Here is a 15,327-nt window from a genome sequence, read left to right as displayed (position 1 = left end):
CGCGCCCGCCGGCGTTCTCCGCAGCGGGAAGGCCCGCTCCCGCAACCGTCTGGAGGCGTACATGATCTGGAAACTTTCCCTGCGGGCCTGCTCGGCGGAAGACTGCCTGCCGCTTGCCCCGGCGCAAAGCGGCGGCCCCCTCGGGCTGCCCGCCCATCTCTTGCAGGATCCTCCGCTGCGGGATGTCCCCTTCCTTCCCGTGGGGACTACTCTGTATGCGGAAGATACCCCCTTTGCCCGCGTCACGGGCCATGTCTGGCTGCCGGCCTGCGACGACGGCCATGCGCTGCGCTGTCCCCTGCTCACCGCTTTGACGGACCTGCCTGTGGGCGACATCCGTCTTGAGCCGCGCAAAAGCGGACGCAGCCTTGCCTGGGTCACGTTGTCGGACAAGGGCTCGCTCGGCCTGCGCGAAGATACCAGCGGTCCGGCGCTGGCGGAAATGGTGGCCGAAGCCCTGCCCCTCTGCCACAGTCAGGGCTTCATCCTGCCCGATGAGCCGACCGAGTTGCGCGCCCTGCTGACGGAGCTGGCCCTTGGGCAACAGTACGACCTCATCCTGACCAGCGGCGGCACGGGCATCAGTCCGCGGGACATCTCCCCGCAGGTCACGCGGGCTTTGCTGGACTACGAACTCCCCGGTTTTGCCGCGGCCATGCTGGCCGCCAGTCTGGCCGTCACGCCGCGGGCCGTCATCTCCCGCGCCACAGCGGGCGTTCTGGACCAGAGCCTGATCATCAATCTGCCCGGCAGCCTCAAGGCCGTACGGGAAAATCTGGCCGCCGTCCTGCCCGCCCTTGCCCACGCACTCGACAAACTGCACGGCGATCCCGCCGATTGTGGAGGTTAACCATGCTCCCCAGCCGCACGACGGCAGCCACGTTTTGCCGCATGATCAAGATCGAACATTCCATCTTTGCCCTGCCCTGGGCCTGGGCGGGCGCGGTACTCGCGGCCGGTGGGATGCCGCCCCTGCTGCCCCTCGTCATGCTCACCGTGGCCATGGTCGGGGTCCGCTCCTTCGCCATGGGCATCAACCGCATCGTCGATCTCCCCTTCGACCGGGAAAACCCCCGCACCTGCGAGCGCGCCCTCGTCACCGGAGAGATCACCCTGCCGCAGGCCTGGCTCTTCTGCGTGGTGTCGGCGCTGGTCTTCATCGCCGCCTGCGCCTGCCTCAATTCGTTCTGTCTGTCGCTGGCCCTGCCGACGCTGATCGTTACCGGCGTCTACAGCCTGCTCAAGCGGCTGACGCCCTACTGCCACTACTGGCTCGGAGCCTGCCTCGGCCTTGCGCCGCTGGCCGGCTGGCTGAGCGTCACGCCCACGAGCCTCGGCCTTGCGCCGCTGCTGCTGTTCTGCGCGGTGACGCTGTGGGTGGGCGCCTTCGACATCTATTATGCCTTCCAGGATCTGGACTTCGATACGGCTTTCGGGATCCATTCGCTGCCCGCTGACAAGGGCCCGGAAGCGGCCCTGACCATCGCCGGCTTCTCGCATGTGCTGACCTCGATCTTCCTGCTCCTGTTCGGTCTGGCCGCACAGCTTTCGCTGATCTGGTACGCCTTCTGGCTGGGCATCTCCCTCCTGCTGCTGGTGGAACACCGCATCATGCGTACGCGGGATCTCTCGCGCGTCAACATGGCCTTTTTCACGCTCAACGGCATCGTTTCCCCGCTTGTCCTGCTGGGCATCATCCTGGGACTGGTGTTCTGATGGCCCCGCGCAAACGCTATCAATGGCAGGACGGGGCCCTGCGCGAAGCTGACGACAGCCCCAGCCGCTCGGAAAAAAAGCGGCGCAGCACCGCCCTGCAGGAGCTGGGAGAAGCACTGGCCGCCCTGCCGCCCACCGCGCAGGACGACATGCCCCTCAGCCCGGACATGCGCGAAGCCCTTTCCCTGCTTGCCCGCATAACGGACAGAGAGGGCCGACGCCGCCAGATGCAGTTCATCGGACGCCTCATGCGGGAAGAGGATGCCGACGCCATCCGGGAAGCCCTCGCCGCCCGTTCCGCCGGACATCAGGCGGATACCGCCCGCTTCCATCGGGCCGAGCAATGGCGGGACCGTCTCCTGCGGGAACCTGACGCGACGCTGCCCGCCTTGCTTGCCGCCCTGACCGAAGCCCTGCCCGACGCCGAGCCGGCCCTGCGGGAACGCCTGCTCGCGCTCGTCCCTCGTGCCCGGGCCGAACAGGGCGCGCCCCATGCACGCCGGGAACTGTTCCGCCTGCTGATGCAGGGCATGTCCGCCTCCGCCTGACCCGCGTCAGAAAAAAATAAAAAAAGTTTGAAAAAATGCTTGACCCCGGAGAGGCTTTCGCGTAGAAATCAACTTCGTCAGCGACGCCCTTGTAGCTCAGTCGGTAGAGTGCATCCTTGGTAAGGATGAGGTCACCAGTTCAATCCTGGTCAAGGGCTCCACTAAAAAACAAACGCCTATCTCGCATAGGCGTTTTTTTATGCCCGGTGAACGTATGAATCTGCCCATTCCCGTAATGACCATTGGCCTGCTGACCCTTTCCAACGTCTTCATGACGTTCGCCTGGTACGGTCACTTGCGCTACAAGGGGATGGCCCTGCCCATCGTCATCCTGACGAGCTGGGGCATCGCCCTGTTCGAGTACATGCTCCAGGTCCCCGCCAACCGCATCGGTCACGGCTACTTTTCCGCCGCGGAACTGAAGACCATCCAGGAACTCATCTCCCTCAGCGTGTTCACGCTCTTCTCGGTCTTCTATCTGCACGAATCCCTGCGCTGGAACCACATCGTGGGCTTTGCCCTCATCGTGCTGGCCTGCTGGGTCATCTTCAAGGAATGGTAGCTCCGTCGTGGTCTCATTGAGCGTCGTTCTCATCTGCTCCGGGGCGGCCCTCGTAGCCGGATTCATCGACGCCATCGCGGGCGGCGGCGGTCTCATCACCCTGCCCGCGCTGCTGCTGGCCAACGTCCCCGCGCACAACGCCCTTGCCTGCAACAAGATCAGCGCCGCCCTGGGTACGGCTACGGCCGTGGGCACCTTCGCCCGCAGTCACCTCATCCAATGGCGCGTGGCCCTTGTGGGCCTCGTCTCGGCCCTGCTGGGCTCGGCCGTCGGATCCCAGATCTCCCTTCTGTTCGACAATGCCGTTCTGGGCAAGATACTCGTCTGTCTGCTGCCCTTCGGCATGGCCGCCACCCTGCTGCCCAAGAAAGATATGGCCCACGATCTCAATGTGGACAGCGGGCCGCGCCTCTGGCTGCTGACGCCGCTGGTCTGCCTGTGCATCGGCCTCTACGACGGGTTTTACGGTCCGGGCACGGGCAGCTTCATCATCCTTGCCCTACACTTCATCGTCCGTGTGGGCCTCATCCAGGCGTCGGCAACGTCCAAGGTCATCAACCTTGGCTCCAATATCGCCGCCGCCGTCAGCTTCGTCCTGGCCGGCAAGGTGCTCTGGCTGCTGGCCCTGCCCATGGCCGCCGCCTCCATCACCGGCAACTGGCTCGGCAGCCGCACCGCCGTGCGCGTGGGACCGCAGGCCGTGCGGCGCTTCCTGACGGTATCGCTGGGCCTGCTCTTCTGCACCCTGCTCTATGAATTCTTTATCCTCGAGGCATTCTAACCCCGGCAAGTCGCCGTATCCCCGGCCGTTCCCGGCATGATCCGACTGCCGTACGGAGTCCGCACATGAAACGCCTTCGCCCGCTGCTCTTCCTGCTGTTGCTTGCCCTCAGCGCTTGCTCAAAATTCTCCGCTTTTTAGAGCATTTTCCGTTTGAAACGCTTCGCGTTCCAAACCATACGCCCTGTCGTTTCGCGGAAAAAACGCGGTTTTCCGCTCGGTTTTGCCCGAGCGACGTTGTGCCGCATCGCGTCTCGCCCTTTCTAGAGCGGATTCGCATTGAAATTGTGTCCGATCTCAACGCTGGCGCTGCCCTCACACTACGGAAAAAGCTTGGTTTTTCCGTATGTTCGGTTGCTGGTAGTCGCTCTCGCGACTACCAGAGCGATCCACATTTTCAATGTGGAATCGCTCTATGGCAAAAGGCTCTGAGCCGTTGCTCCACCCGCTTGCCCCGCATGGTCGCCGGTGCTATGTTCATCGGCAGTTCCTCTCCGGCAATCCCGCCGCGAGGCACGCAAGGAGCAAACATCATGAAACGTGTACTGTTGCTGGCCCTCGGTCTTCTGCTGCTCACGTCCACAGCCTTTGCCAAGGATGTGCAAAAACATTTGCCCGGCGATCTGACGCTGGACGAAGCGCGTACCGTCCTTGACGCCGCACTGGTCAAGGCCCGTGCGCAGGGCGTGCCCATGAACATCGCCGTGGTCGATGCCGGCGGCAACCTCAAGGCTTTTGTACGTCAGGACGGCGCCTTTATCGGCAGCATCGACGTTTCCACCAAAAAAGCCATCACCGCGCGCTATTTCAATATGTCCACCGCTGATCTGGGCGCTGCCGCCCAGCCCGGCAAGGAACTTTTCGGCATCGAAGCCACCAACGGCGGTCTGGTCATCTTCGGCGGCGGCGAGCTGCTCATCCGCAATAACGTCATCGTGGGCGCCATCGGCGTCAGCGGCGGCAGTGTGGCCGAGGACACCAACGTGGCCAAGGCCGGAGCGGCTGCTCTGAAGTAAGCCGTCCCGTCCCCCTCTCAGCCTCCCGGCCCGTTCCGTCTCAGGCGGAGCGGGCCTTTTTCGCGGCATCGTCCCCGCTACGTCGTGCAGTCTTGCGTTCCGATGTGCGTAGCGGCTCGGACGGGTCCCGTAATTCGGGCAGCGCCCCACCCGCCACAGCCCACAAGTACAACGAGGCCACGCTCCCATACGGCGAAAAACGCCGCCGGTAGCGCTCGAAACGCTCCCGATCAATATCCTTATGCCGGTAGAGCATACGCAAGCCCCGCCGGATGGCGAGATCATCGAAGCTGAACACGTCCTGTCGTTGCAGCGAGAACAGCAACAGCATCTCCGCCGTCCACACTCCCACACCACGCAATCCCACCAGCGCGGCGCACACAGCGGCATCATCCATCTCCCGCAGGGCCTCCACATCCAGCCGCCCGTCCGCCACCGCCTGTGCCGCCTCACGGACATATTCCACCTTGCGCCCGGAAAGCCCCAGGCTACGCAGCTCCTCCGGCGCGACCGCCAGCACGCTTGACGATGAGACCTCCCTCAGCCTGTCGCACAGGCGCTGCCAGAGCGTACGCTGCACCGTCATGGATACCTGCTGCCCCACGATGGCATGGACCAGCGCGGCAAACAGATCGGGGATGACCTCCCTCCGCACTGGCCCCAGTCGCTCCATCACTGCCCCAAGCCGCTTGTCCCTCCGGCTCAGATACGCTACCGCCTGCTCGTCGTAGGTGAAGTACATGGCTTGTCCCCTTTTTGGTGGGGCAGAGTTTTTGCGGGGGAGGGGAACCTTTGCAAAGGTTCCCCTCCCCCGCGCCCCCTCCCCTCGAAAATCTTGCTCGGGTCGCTCGAAATATCCGTGACGCGACTGCCGCCGCTTTGCCTGCCGGTCCCCAAGCTGCATGACGAAAAGACAGGAAAAAAGCTACGCCGGATAGCGGCGGAAAAAAAGAGGAGAAGTTTCCCTCCCCTCGATAACTTCACGCTGGTTGCTCGCCCGCCGCCACTTCGCCCCACCAGTTCCCGACGTTATGACAGAAAAGACAGGAAACGGGAGAACACCGAGAAACGGCCGAAACGACGGCGACAGCGATCGTTACGTTACGCCTTATGTCAAGGAAGGAAAGCCTGAGCGATACGACGCCGAGGCATTGCGCCTGCAAAGCGCGCGGGGGAGGGATGGGGGGCGTGGGGGGAAGGGGACACCGCCCGCGCCAGGCGCGGGGTCCCCTTCCCCCCACAACACATCGATCCGACAAGGGAACCGACTAATTTTTCAGACTGTGGATAGGCGCGGGGATGCGGCCGCCGAGGTTGATGAAGCCGGAGGCGTCGCCGCGGGGCACGGGGATGATGGCGGCCTTGCCCAGGAGGCCGCCGAAGGAGACTTCCTCACCCACTCCCTTGCCGGGCACAGGGATGACGCGCACGGCGGTGGTCTTGTGGTTGATCATGCCGATGGCCATCTCATCAGCGATGATGCCGGAGATGCTGCTGGCGGGCGTATCGCCGGGGATGGCGATCATGTCGAGGCCCACGGAGCAGACGCTGGTCATGGCTTCCAGTTTTTCGAGACTGAGCAGGCCGGAAGTGGCGGCCGCCTCGATGCTGGAGTCCTCGGAGACAGGGATGAAGGCCCCGGACAGGCCCCCCACGGACGAGGAGGCGAACGCGCCGCCCTTTTTCACGGCGTCATTGAGCATGGCCAGCACAGCGGTGGTGCCTGGTGCGCCGATGCTGGACAGGCCCACGGACTGGAAGATCTCGCCCACGCTGTCGCCCACGGCGGGGGTGGGAGCCAGCGAGAGGTCGGCCACGCCGAAGGGGAGCCCAAGACGATGGGCCACCTCGGTGCCGATCATCTCGCCCACGCGGGTGACCTTGTAGGCGGTGCGCTTGATGACTTCGGCCACGTCCAGCAGGGTCATGGGCTGACCGCGGTTGTTGCGCCCGGTCTCCAGAGCGCGGTCGATGGCCTTTTTCACCACGCCGGGGCCGGAGACGCCCACGTTGATGACCACGTCCGGCTCGCCCACGCCGAGGTAGGCTCCGGCCATGAAGGGCACGTCCTGCGGGATGTTGGCAAAGACCACGAGCTTGGCACAGCCGAGACCGCCACGGTCGCGCGTGGCTTCGGCCACCTTGAGGATCTGGCGGCCCATGAGGGCCACGGCGTCCATGTTGATGCCGCTTCGGGAGGAAGCCACGTTGATGGAGGAGCAGATGCGGTCCGTGGAGGCCAGCGCTTCGGGCAGGGCTTCGATGAGCGCGCGGTCCCCCTTGGCGAAGCCTTTTTCCACCAGAGCGGAAAAGCCGCCCAGAAAGTCCACGCCCGCCTCCTTGGCGGCTTCGTCCAGCGCGCGGCAGACGCGCACCATGCCGTCCGGCCCGAAGGGCGCGCCCACCACGGCGATGGGGCTGACGCTGATGCGCTTGTTGACGACGGGGATGCCGTACTTGTCGCCCACTTCATCGCAGACGCTCACGAGCTGGGCGGCGTAGCGGCGGATCTTGGCCCGCACGTTGTCGGTGAACAGTTGCAGGTCGTGGCTCACGCAGTCGAAAAGACTGACACCCAGCGTGACGGTACGTACGTCAAGGTGTTCGTTGCGGAGCATGTTCAATGTACTGGTGACTTCGCGTTCGGAAAGCATAGTGTATCTCCAGAAAGAGCGCCTCAGGGGCGCCGTTGATTGCGGGATGAAAGGTGACGCCGTGGGGACGGGTCACCAGACAAAGGCGGTCAGTTCGCGCATGGCCTGCCGGATCGCCTCGGTAGTGTCCACAGACTCCCCGGTGACCGCCATGAGCAGGCAAAGCGCCCGGCCGTCGGAGGAAAGCGCGGCGTGGCGCTTCGGTCCGGCCGTCCAGTGCCCGCCTTCCGGCGCAAGCTCTCCCCAGAAACCTTCCAGAGCCGCCAGCAGTTCCGGCTTGTCCAGCCAGGCGGCATTGTAGGGCAGGATGGCCGCCAGCAGTTTGCCGTCGGTGTCGCCCGGCAGCGCACGCACATGGACCGTGCAGCCGAGTTCCTCTTCCCTCCCCTGCTCCTCGGACGGAAACGTCCCCAGATAGCTGGACGGATCGACGGGAGGGGCCAGCAGTTCACCCGGCACGGCGAAGGTCCCGGCAAAGGCTGCCAGCATGGGCGCGGCCTCCTGCCGTCGCCAGACGGATCCCGGCTGTCCGAGCAGGACGAAGAGCCCGGCCCCCTTCCCCTGTTTGCGGGGAGCGAGCAGCAGGATCCCTTCCTCGCCGCCGCGAACAAGGGCATCTCCCAGCCGACGGTAGCCTTCATCCTTGTTCTCGGAAAGGTCGATATCCTCGGCGCAGGCCATCAGGGCAAAGAGCCCGTCCGAGCGAGAATAGCTCCGACAGCCCGCGAACATGCCCTCAGGGGCTTCTGTCGACAGGCTCCAGCCCTCGGGTGGGGCAACTTCCAGAGAAGCCGCGTCCGGTGAAGGCCGCTGTCCGGCCTCGGCCCCGTTCGGCTCGGCAAAGGCCGGATACGTCGGACAGGCAAGCCAGACCGCCAGCAAAAACAGTGCGGCGCGACGCATGACGATCCTCAGAACGAAGCCACGCGGTGCACGGCTTCAAAAATGTCCCGATGCTGCACGCTCACGCGCAGGTCATGCTTCTTGCCTTCCACCATGAGCTCACGGCGCAGACGACCGAGGTCCACATCCTCCGGCACCATGACCTCGAACACGAAGAGCGCATGATTGGGCCCGCCCTCACCAAGGATGGCCTTGAGGCTTTCGATATTGATGCTGTGCTGGGCAAAGATGCGGCTCATGGCCGCGATCTGTCCGGTATGATCCGGCCCGTCGGCCGTCACCACGAAGGGCTCGCAGACGAGCCCGGTGCCCCACTGTCCTTCCACGGCCGGGCGCACCAGCACGGACAGGTCCTGTCCGGCGGCCTCCAGCCCGGTCAGCAGCAGACGCCGCAGCTCCTCCTGTTCCAGCGTGTCGGGAGCCTGGACAATAAAGATAGCCGCAAATTCTCCGGCCAGGATGGTCTGCGTCACTTCCACGATATTGCAGCCGCTCTGGCCGAGGATCTGACTCACCGTGGATACGGCTCCGGGGCAGTCCCGCCCCAGAAAAGAAATACTCAGTTTTTTCATCTGCGCCTCGTTTGTAATATGACACCAAGGGGAGCACTATGGCGTATCGCGTCAAGAAAGACAAGCAGTCGACATATGCCGGACGCGCGAAGAAACGCCGGTCCGGCGCAGGCCGGGTCCTTGACTGCCGCCGAGGCTTGGACTAGGCTGCTCCAGCAATTATCGGCGCGTACGCCGCGAGGAGATGTATTGTGGAAGATCGGGAAAAGAGTCCGCAGAAGCCCAGGGTGAAACTGAACACCAAGTCCGCCCATGCCGCCTATTTCATGCCCATGCTGGAAGGGCTTGCCAAACGCGACGACCTCAACGAGGTGGTCAAGAATCGCGTGGTCAAGGCCTGTGACCTGCTGGACGCCGGCGTGCCGCTCTTCCCCAACGACTTCCGCAAGGAGCACGCCATCGGTGAAGTGCTCGACGAGTTCGGGGAACTGGAAGGCGAGGCGCTGGAGCAGGCCGGGGACGTCTTCGCTCTGGCCGGGCGCATCGTTTCGCTGCGCAGTTTCGGCAAGGTGCTGTTCTTCCATCTCATGGATCAGAGCGGGCGCATCCAGTGCTACGCCAGCCGCGACGAGCTGCCCGAAGATGTCTTTGCCGTGGTCAAGAAACTGGATGTCGGTGACATCGTCGGCGTTTCCGGACATCTGTTCCGCACCAAGACCAATGAGCTGACCATCGCCTGCCGCAGCCTCAAGCTCATCACGCGCTCCATGCGTCCCCTGCCGGAAAAATATCACGGCCTGAAGGACATGGAGACGCGCTACCGCCAGCGTTATGTCGATCTCACGGTCAATGAGCGCGCGCGGGACATCTTCCGCAAGCGCAGCCTCATCGTGAGCGAGTTCCGTTCCTTCCTGCAGGAAAAGGGCTTCATGGAAGTGGAGACCCCCATGATGCAGCCTCTTGCCGGAGGAGCCACGGCCCGCCCCTTCATCACGCATCATAATGCGCTCGACCTGCAGCTCTACATGCGCATCGCGCCCGAGCTCTACCTCAAGCGCCTGCTGGTGGGCGGCTTTGAGAAGGTTTTCGAGCTCAACCGCAATTTCCGCAATGAAGGCATCGACACCCGCCATAATCCCGAATTCACCATGTGTGAATTCTACTGGGCGTATGCCACCTTCCGCGACCTCATGGACCTGACCGAGGAGCTGTTTGCCCGGCTGGCTCAAAAGGTCTGCGGGAGCACCGTCATCACCTATCAGGGACAGGAGATCGACCTGACGCCCGGCCACTGGAAGCGGATGACCTTCCATGAATCGCTGGAGCAGGTCGGCGGCCATGCGCCGTCCTTCTACACGGACTACAACAAGGTCAAAGCCTATCTCAAGGAGCGCGGCGAAAAGGTCGCTGAGGGCGAGGAGCTGGGCAAGATGCAGGCCAAGCTCTTTGATCTGGATGTGGAAGAAAAGCTCATCCAGCCGCACTTCATCTACCACTATCCCACGGCCATCTCGCCGCTGTCGCGGCGCAACGACGAGAACCCGGAGATCACGGACCGTTTCGAGCTCTTCATGACCGGCAGAGAGATGGCCAATGCCTTCTCCGAGCTCAATGATCCCATGGATCAGCGCAATCGTTTCGAGGCGCAGGTGCGAGAAAAGGAAGCCGGGGACGACGAGGCCCATTGCATGGACGAGGATTACCTCCGCGCTCTGGAATACGGTATGCCTCCCGCTGCCGGGCAGGGCGTCGGCATCGACCGGCTGGTCATGCTGCTGACGGATTCGGCCTCCATCCGCGAGGTCATCCTCTTCCCGTTGCTGCGTCCGGAGTACTAGGTGGGCCGATCCTCTTTCGCCTTTTTCGTGGCCCGGCGCTACCTGTTCTCGCGCCGCAAGCAGACCTTCATCTCGGTCATCTCGCTCATGTCCATCCTTGGGGTGGCTCTGGGGGTCGGCGCGCTGGTGGTCGTCCTGGGGGTGTACAACGGTCTGACCACCGACATGCGGGACAAGATCCTGGGAGCCAATGCCCACGGCATCGTCATGTCCTATCAGCCGGCGGCCTTCCAGCGTATGCCCGACTTGCGCGAGAGGACGCTCAAGGTCCCCCACGTCACGGGGGCGACGCCCTTCATCTATACCGAGTGCATGGTCTCCGCCAACGGCAGCGTCAAAGGCATCGTGCTGCGCGGCGTGGACCCGGCCACGGCGCCCGAGGTGGTCACCATGCTGGGCAAGCTGCGGCAGGGTTCTGTGGACGACCTCGTCCGGGAGGGCCTGCCGGGCATCATCATCGGTGACGAGCTGGCCCGACGGCTCGGTGTGGTCCTCGGCAGCCGGGTCAACCTGCTCACCCCCTCCGGAAAGAAGGGGGCCGCCGGTTACCAGCCCGACGTCAAGCCCTTTGTGGTGGTCGGCACCTTCAAGACCGGCATGTTCGAGTACGATTCCTCTCTGGCGTTCATCGCGCTGGATGTGGCCCGCAGCACGCTGGGACTTCCTGAAGGCTACCTGACCGGCATCGAGATCACCGTGGACGACCTGTTCCGGGCCGACGTCATCGCCAACGAACTGGCCGGGGAGCTGGGCAGCCCCTTTTATGTCCGTCACTGGATGGAGATGAACGCCAACCTCTTTGCGGCCCTCAAGCTGGAAAAGGTCGGCATGTTCATCCTGCTGGCTATGGTGGTGCTCATCGGTTCCTTTTCCATCGTCACCTCGCTGGTCATGCTGGTCATGGAAAAGACGCGCGACATCGCCATCATGATGTCCATGGGAGCCACCGGCCGCATGATCCGCAACATCTTCATGCTCCAGGGCACCATCATCGGTCTCGTCGGCACTCTTCTGGGGTACGGCATGGGACTTACGCTCGGCTGGGCCCTGCGCAAGTACCGCTTCATCAAGCTGCCGGAAAACGTCTACACCCTCGACCATCTGCCCATCATCATCACCGTCCCCGATGTGATCATCGTGGGCGCCAGCGCCATGCTGCTCTGCTTTCTGGCCACCCTCTACCCGGCACGGCAGGCCGCCCGGCTCGTCCCGGCCGAAGCTTTGCGCTACGAATAAACGCCATGTCCGAACTTTACCGATTCCACGATGTGAGCAAACATTTCGACGGCCCGGGAAATCTAGAGATTTTCAAGAATATCAATATGGTAATTGATGAAGGAGAGTCTCTGGCCATAGTGGGGGCCTCCGGTTCGGGCAAGTCTACCCTCTTGCATCTTATGGGCGCTCTTGATACTCCCTCATCAGGACGTATCCTGTTCGACGGTAAAGACATGGCCGCCATGAACGCGGACGAAAAAGCGCGCTTCCGCAATGCCGAGCTGGGCTTTGTCTTTCAATTCCATCATCTGCTGCCGGAATTCACAGCAGTGGAGAACGTGGCGATGCCCGCCTTTGTGGCCGGGCGTCGCCATGCCGACGTTTTGCCGCTGGCGCAGGAGATGCTGGACAGGGTCGGGCTCTCACACCGTATGCGGAGTTCAGTCGCCACCATGTCCGGCGGCGAGCGGCAACGTGTGGCCATCGCGCGCGCCATCCTCATGCGCCCTCGTGTGCTGCTGGCCGACGAGCCCACAGGCAATCTGGACGAGCACACCGGTGCGCAGATAGGCGAACTGCTGACAGAGCTGAACAAAGAACTGGGCATGACGCTCGTGGTGGTCACGCATAATGCGGATCTTGCCGCCACCATGCAGCGCAGTCTGGAACTCAGAGCGGGGATATTGTATGAAAAAGTATTTGCGTAGGCTCTCCTCCCTCTTTCTCTTGCTGGCGCTCCTGCTGTTGTGCGCCGTCACGACGGCGGACGCCGCCGGGCAAAAGGTGCTCGTGCTGCCCTTCCAGGCCAGCACCGGTCCGGAAATGCCCAACGCTTCGCAGGATGTGCCCCAGCTTATCTGTGACCAGCTCGCGCAGAACGGACTCAGCCCCATCCCCATGGACAAGGCCCGCGGTCTGCTGGCCCGTGGCGGCAACGGCTCTGTGGACCTTGCCGAGGCCCGGCGTCTGGGCCGCATGGCCAGCGCCGATCTGGTCGTGTACGGCAGCTTCAATGAGCAGGGGACGGGGTTCAACATGGACACCCGTCTCGTGCCCGTGGAAGAGGGGCAGGCCGTCCCCGCCCGCTTTGAGCGGGAATCGCTCATCGCGCTGTCCGAATGCGCGAGCGATCTGGCCGGACGCGCGGCCAGCGTCATGGGAGCGGGGAGCGCCACCCCCGCCGGAGCGCCCATAGCCGCTCCGGCGACGGCGCAGGCCCCGAGCTTCGTGCCCATGCAGGGCACGACCAAGGGACTTGCCGACGTGCAGGTGCGCGGCCTCCAGGTCATGGATCCGGACGTGGTGCTGACGCGCCTGACCATCCGTCGCGGCGACAGCCCTGACGCTGACGCCATCAACGAAGAAGTCAAGCGCATCTGGGAAATGGGCTACTTCAACGACGTGCGGGCGACCCTTGAAGGCAACGTGCTCGTCTTTACGGTCAGCGAGAAGCCCCGCATCGAAAACATCATCGTCGAAGGCTCGGACGCTGTGGACGCCGACGACGTGCTGGCGGCCATGGGCACCCGCAGCGGCAACGTGCTCAATGAGCAGCTCATTTCCGACGACCTCCAGAAGATCAACGAGCTCTACCGCAAGGAAGGCTACTACCTTGCCAAGGCTTCCTACCGACTGGAATCCCGTCAGGGCGGCAAGGGCGCCGTCCTCGTCATTTCCGTGGAGGAAGGCAACAAGCTCTACATCAAGGAAGTCAAGATCGACGGCATCAAGGATCTTGACCGCGGCGGCCTCGACAAATATCTGGCGCTGCGCCCCCGCACCATCCTGTCCTGGTTCACCGGTACCGGCGTGCTCAAGGACGAATACATCGAACGTGACACCAATGCCATCGCCGCCTACGGGCTGAGCCAGGGTTTTGTGGACATCCAGGTGTCCGCGCCTGACATCCAGTACAAGGACGACGGCATCTACATCACCTTCCTCGTCAATGAAGGGCCCCGCTACAAAGTGCGGGACGTCAAGTTCGGCGGTGATGTCATCGACACCGAAGAAGCCATGCTTGCTCAGGTGGAGATGGACAACTGGCGTGACGACAACGATTATTTTTCCGTTACCGTCATGCAGGAGGACACCAAGCGTCTGACCAACTATTATGCCGATCAGGGCTATGCCTTCGCGGAAGTGGATACCCGCATCCTCAAGGTGGACGGGGACGAGCCTCTGGTGGACGTAGGCTATCAGATCAGCAAGAAGCAAAAGGTCTTCATCCGGCGGCTCATCGTCGAAGGCAACGTGAAGACCCGCGACAACGTCATCCTGCGTGAGATGCGTCTGGGCGACGGCGACATGTACGACGGCGCCAAGTTGCGGCGTTCGACCGAACGCCTCAACCGCCTGCGCTACTTCTCCGCCGTGGACACGGAACTTGTGCCTACCGGCAAGGACGACGAGGTCGACCTCAAGGTCAAGGTCAATGAGACCAACACCGGCGCGCTCATGGGCGGTATCGGCTACTCCACTTATTACGATGTGGGCGTTTCCGCCTCCATCATGGAGCGCAACCTGTTCGGCCGCGGCTACTGGCTGCAGCTGCAGGGCTTCTTCTCCTGGCGTCGCACGTCGGGCATCTTGTCCTTCACCAATCCGCGCGTCTACGATACGGACCTCAGCATCGGCAACGATCTGTACTATATCCGCGACTACTGGGACGACTTCACCAAGGAGACCATGGGGGATACCATCAACTTCTCCTACCCTGTGGGCGAGTACACCTCCGTCGGCATCGGTTACCGTCTGGAACGCTACTATCTCTCCGACGTAGGGGATGACGCTTCGCCCTATATCACCGACTACAAGGGCTACAACTGGACGAGCGCCATCAATGCCCGCATCCTGCGCGACACGACCGACGCCCGCGACAGGCCCACCAAGGGCACCATCGCCCGTCTCTGGGCTGAATACGGCGGCGGCGGCCTCGGCGGCACGGACAACTTCATCAAGGCTGTGGCCGACTGGCAGGGCTTCTGGTCCTTCAATCCGGAAAACACCATCCACCTCCGTGCGCGTGTGGGCGGCGTCTTCCAGAATACGGACAATCGCGTCCCGGTCTTTGAACGCTTCTGGGTAGGCGGTATGGATACCATCCGCGGCTATTCCTACTCCGACCTTTCGCCCCGTGACGTCAAGTACGGTGGCGACCAGATCGGTGGCGACCGCATGGGCGTGGTGAACCTCGAATATGTCTGGACCTTCCAGAAGGATATGGGCCTGGCGCTCGTCCCCTTCATAGATGCCGGTTTCAACATCGACTCCAAGACGCAGGCTGACGAGCTGTACGACAAGATCGTCTACTCCGCCGGTGTGGAACTGCGCTGGCGCTCGCCCATGGGCGATTTGCGCATAGCCTACGGTATCCCGCTCAGCAAGGACTACGACAATGAGCGCGAGCCCGGAAGACTGGAATTCAGCATGGGCCAGTTCTTCTGATCCAGAGAAAAAAATGACTCAAAAAAGGCGCCCTTTGAACGGGGCGCCTTTTTTATTTAGGGTCATGACTAGCAGAGAGGATTCTCTCTGAGCATCTTGAGGAGGAGTTTGTAGATATCCTCATGACGGTGAT

At 62.9% G+C, this 15,327-nt stretch carries 14 protein-coding genes and 1 tRNA gene; 11 read left to right on the top strand and 4 right to left on the bottom strand.

The annotated features are described in order from the left end of the window. Positions 1-61: 61 nt before the first annotated feature. From Q0K00_RS03285 to Q0K00_RS03255, 7 genes are all read left to right on the top strand, one after another. Positions 62-850 carry a MogA/MoaB family molybdenum cofactor biosynthesis protein gene (locus Q0K00_RS03285; RefSeq protein WP_297227344.1) on the top strand — a complete coding sequence of 263 codons (789 nt, stop codon included), beginning with the start codon at positions 62-64 and terminating at the stop codon, positions 848-850. A gap of 2 nt (positions 851-852) precedes the next feature. After that, the gene (locus Q0K00_RS03280) at positions 853-1,716 is read left to right on the top strand and encodes a UbiA-like polyprenyltransferase (RefSeq protein ID WP_297227342.1); all 864 of its coding nucleotides are present in this window, start codon (positions 853-855) and stop codon (positions 1,714-1,716) included. Continuing rightward, positions 1,716-2,264 carry a ribosome biogenesis factor YjgA gene (gene yjgA, locus Q0K00_RS03275; RefSeq protein WP_297227340.1) on the top strand — a complete coding sequence of 183 codons (549 nt, stop codon included), beginning with the start codon at positions 1,716-1,718 and terminating at the stop codon, positions 2,262-2,264. Before Q0K00_RS03280 ends, yjgA begins: the two co-directional genes overlap by 1 nt. Before the next feature lie 85 nt (positions 2,265-2,349). Beyond that, a tRNA-Thr gene (locus Q0K00_RS03270) sits at positions 2,350-2,425 on the top strand. A 53-nt stretch (positions 2,426-2,478) separates the two neighbouring features. Continuing rightward, positions 2,479-2,826, top strand: a complete 348-nt coding sequence (locus tag Q0K00_RS03265) for a DMT family protein (protein ID WP_297227339.1) — start codon at positions 2,479-2,481, stop codon at positions 2,824-2,826. 7 nt (positions 2,827-2,833) lie between these two features. Continuing rightward, complete coding sequence (locus Q0K00_RS03260) at positions 2,834-3,607, top strand: TSUP family transporter (RefSeq protein ID WP_297227337.1); 774 nt, start codon at positions 2,834-2,836, stop codon at positions 3,605-3,607. 532 nt (positions 3,608-4,139) lie between these two features. After that, positions 4,140-4,622 carry a heme-binding protein gene (locus Q0K00_RS03255; RefSeq protein WP_297227336.1) on the top strand — a complete coding sequence of 161 codons (483 nt, stop codon included), beginning with the start codon at positions 4,140-4,142 and terminating at the stop codon, positions 4,620-4,622. A gap of 40 nt (positions 4,623-4,662) precedes the next feature. On the opposite strand, the gene Q0K00_RS03250 is transcribed toward Q0K00_RS03255, so the two are convergent. The 4 genes from Q0K00_RS03250 to Q0K00_RS03235 form a co-directional block, all read right to left on the bottom strand. Further along, on the bottom strand, positions 4,663-5,364 hold the full coding sequence (locus Q0K00_RS03250; RefSeq protein ID WP_297227334.1) for a DNA-3-methyladenine glycosylase 2 family protein: 702 nt from the start codon (positions 5,362-5,364) through the stop codon (positions 4,663-4,665). Positions 5,365-5,890: 526 nt separating this feature from the next. After that, positions 5,891-7,276, bottom strand: coding sequence for a PFL family protein (locus tag Q0K00_RS03245; protein ID WP_297227333.1), 1,386 nt, complete (start codon positions 7,274-7,276; stop codon positions 5,891-5,893). 72 nt (positions 7,277-7,348) lie between these two features. Then, the gene (locus Q0K00_RS03240; protein ID WP_297227332.1) at positions 7,349-8,179 is read right to left on the bottom strand and encodes a hypothetical protein; all 831 of its coding nucleotides are present in this window, start codon (positions 8,177-8,179) and stop codon (positions 7,349-7,351) included. Positions 8,180-8,187: 8 nt separating this feature from the next. Beyond that, entirely contained in the window at positions 8,188-8,751 is a 564-nt protein-coding gene (locus tag Q0K00_RS03235; RefSeq protein ID WP_297227331.1) for an ACT domain-containing protein, read from the bottom strand. Between the two features lie 272 nt (positions 8,752-9,023). Between Q0K00_RS03235 and lysS the strand changes: the two genes are divergently transcribed. From lysS to bamA, 4 genes are read left to right on the top strand one after another with little or no spacing between them, the layout of a single operon-like run. After that, the gene (gene lysS / locus Q0K00_RS03230; protein ID WP_297227392.1) at positions 9,024-10,529 is read left to right on the top strand and encodes a lysine--tRNA ligase; all 1,506 of its coding nucleotides are present in this window, start codon (positions 9,024-9,026) and stop codon (positions 10,527-10,529) included. Further along, positions 10,530-11,765 carry a lipoprotein-releasing ABC transporter permease subunit gene (locus Q0K00_RS03225; RefSeq protein ID WP_297227330.1) on the top strand — a complete coding sequence of 412 codons (1,236 nt, stop codon included), beginning with the start codon at positions 10,530-10,532 and terminating at the stop codon, positions 11,763-11,765. Between the two features lie 5 nt (positions 11,766-11,770). Next, positions 11,771-12,454, top strand: a complete 684-nt coding sequence (locus Q0K00_RS03220) for an ABC transporter ATP-binding protein (RefSeq protein WP_297227329.1) — start codon at positions 11,771-11,773, stop codon at positions 12,452-12,454. Beyond that, entirely contained in the window at positions 12,435-15,194 is a 2,760-nt protein-coding gene (gene bamA, locus Q0K00_RS03215; RefSeq protein ID WP_297227328.1) for an outer membrane protein assembly factor BamA, read from the top strand. Before Q0K00_RS03220 ends, bamA begins: the two co-directional genes overlap by 20 nt. The last annotated feature ends 133 nt before the right edge of the window (positions 15,195-15,327 follow it).

Origin of the sequence: uncultured Desulfovibrio sp. (assembly GCF_944327235.1) — a bacterium.
Lineage (GTDB): Bacteria > Desulfobacterota > Desulfovibrionia > Desulfovibrionales > Desulfovibrionaceae > Desulfovibrio.
Note: the sequence above shows the minus strand (reverse complement) of the source record. Positions and strands in the feature narration are given on the sequence as shown.